Source organism: Rhodococcus sp. P4_B6 (assembly GCF_056402215.1).
This window is the reverse complement of the sequence record NZ_JBFUHV010000437.1, coordinates 1-1,368: the sequence shown is the minus strand read 5'-3', so window position 1 is coordinate 1,368 and position 1,368 is coordinate 1. Positions and strand designations below refer to the sequence as shown.

At 56.8% G+C, this 1,368-nt stretch carries 2 protein-coding genes; both read left to right on the top strand.

Features of this window, described 5'->3' with window-relative positions:
• A partial coding sequence (locus AC1DWT_RS51365) for a Pycsar system effector family protein (protein WP_477926286.1) occupies window positions 1-659 on the top strand: 659 nt, incomplete at its 5' end.
• A gap of 1 nt (window position 660) precedes the next feature.
• Window positions 661-1,368 (top strand): adenylate/guanylate cyclase domain-containing protein (locus AC1DWT_RS51360; protein ID WP_477926285.1); only part of this gene is annotated, 708 nt, incomplete at its 3' end.

Here is a 1,368-nt window from a genome sequence, read left to right as displayed (position 1 = left end):
GCTCACTACTGGGGCGACTATCGCGCCTGAGGCGCATCGAGTACATCGATGTCGGACYGGTCGTGTTGAATGTGAGCATCTGTGGCGCGCCGCGCCCCCTCGCAGGCAGGAATTCGATGTCAGTCCCCGAACTAGACCCACCAGTCACCCCCGAACCTGATCAGGCATGGAAGGCGCTGTCGCTGATCAACGAGTGGATCCGTCATGCGGAGTCCAAGGTCGGCGTGGTCCTTGCCTTGGGGGGTGTGACTGCCGGTGTTCTGTACAACCTGGTCAAGAACCAGTCCGACCCCGGTCTGGTGCTGAATGTGATCGCCGTCGCGTGCGCGGCCTGCATCACCACAGCCGCGGTCTGCGCCGCGTTGGCATTGGTTCCTCGAAGGAAACCTCAACGCAGCGCGGACGACGTCACGAATCCGCTCTTCTTCGGTGACGTGGCAAGCAAGTACAACGGTGACGGTATTACGTACGAGAAGGTTCTACACGCTCTAACTGGTAACCACGATGAGTTGACCCGGCACATCGCTCACCAGATCCACGCGAACGCAGTCGTCGCGCATGCGAAATTCAATTGGGCGAATCGCGCGATCTTCGCGCTATTCGGTGCACTTACCACATTGGCCGTCATAGCCGTCATCGTCGGCGCGCAGGGGTCGTGACATGGATAGCAACTACAAAGCATATGACTACGTGGCGAGTGCCTCCCGCATCGACACCATCCTTGGGCAGCCGCAAGGAAATTACGAGGAAGTCAAGGAACTGCCCGATCGGGACCGCCTTACCTATACGAACGGGTTCTACGCCTACTGCTCAGCGTTGTTTGTGGACATCCGTGATTCAAGCAAGTTGCCGGGGTTGTACAAGCGCCCCGCGCTGGCAAAGCTCTACCGAGCGTTCATCTCGGAGATGGTGGCGGTGATGAATGGGAATCCGAATGCGCGCGAGATCAATATTGTGGGTGACTGTGTGTGGGCGGTCTACAACACGCCGACAAAGGCGGATATAGATGCAGTCTTCAGTGTTGCCGCCAGTGGAAATTCTCTGGTGAAAATTCTGAACTACAAGCTGAATAAGGCAGGTTACTCGACGCCATTGAAATGTGGCTTCGGCATGGATTATGGCCGTGCGTTGATGGTGAAGGCGGGCTACAGTGGCAGCGGCATATCGGATGTCGTCTATATGGGCGATGTCGTTAATCAAAGCGCAAAGCTCGCTTCGCAGGGCAGTAAGGACTCCGCGCCGCCACTGATGATTGGCGACGTATTTGCCGGCAATCTCAATAAGCACAACACGGCGCTAGTTCAAAAAGACTGGCTTAGAGGCTGTTACACGGGAACTGTAGTCAACTCGGCTATGGAGGCATGGTAC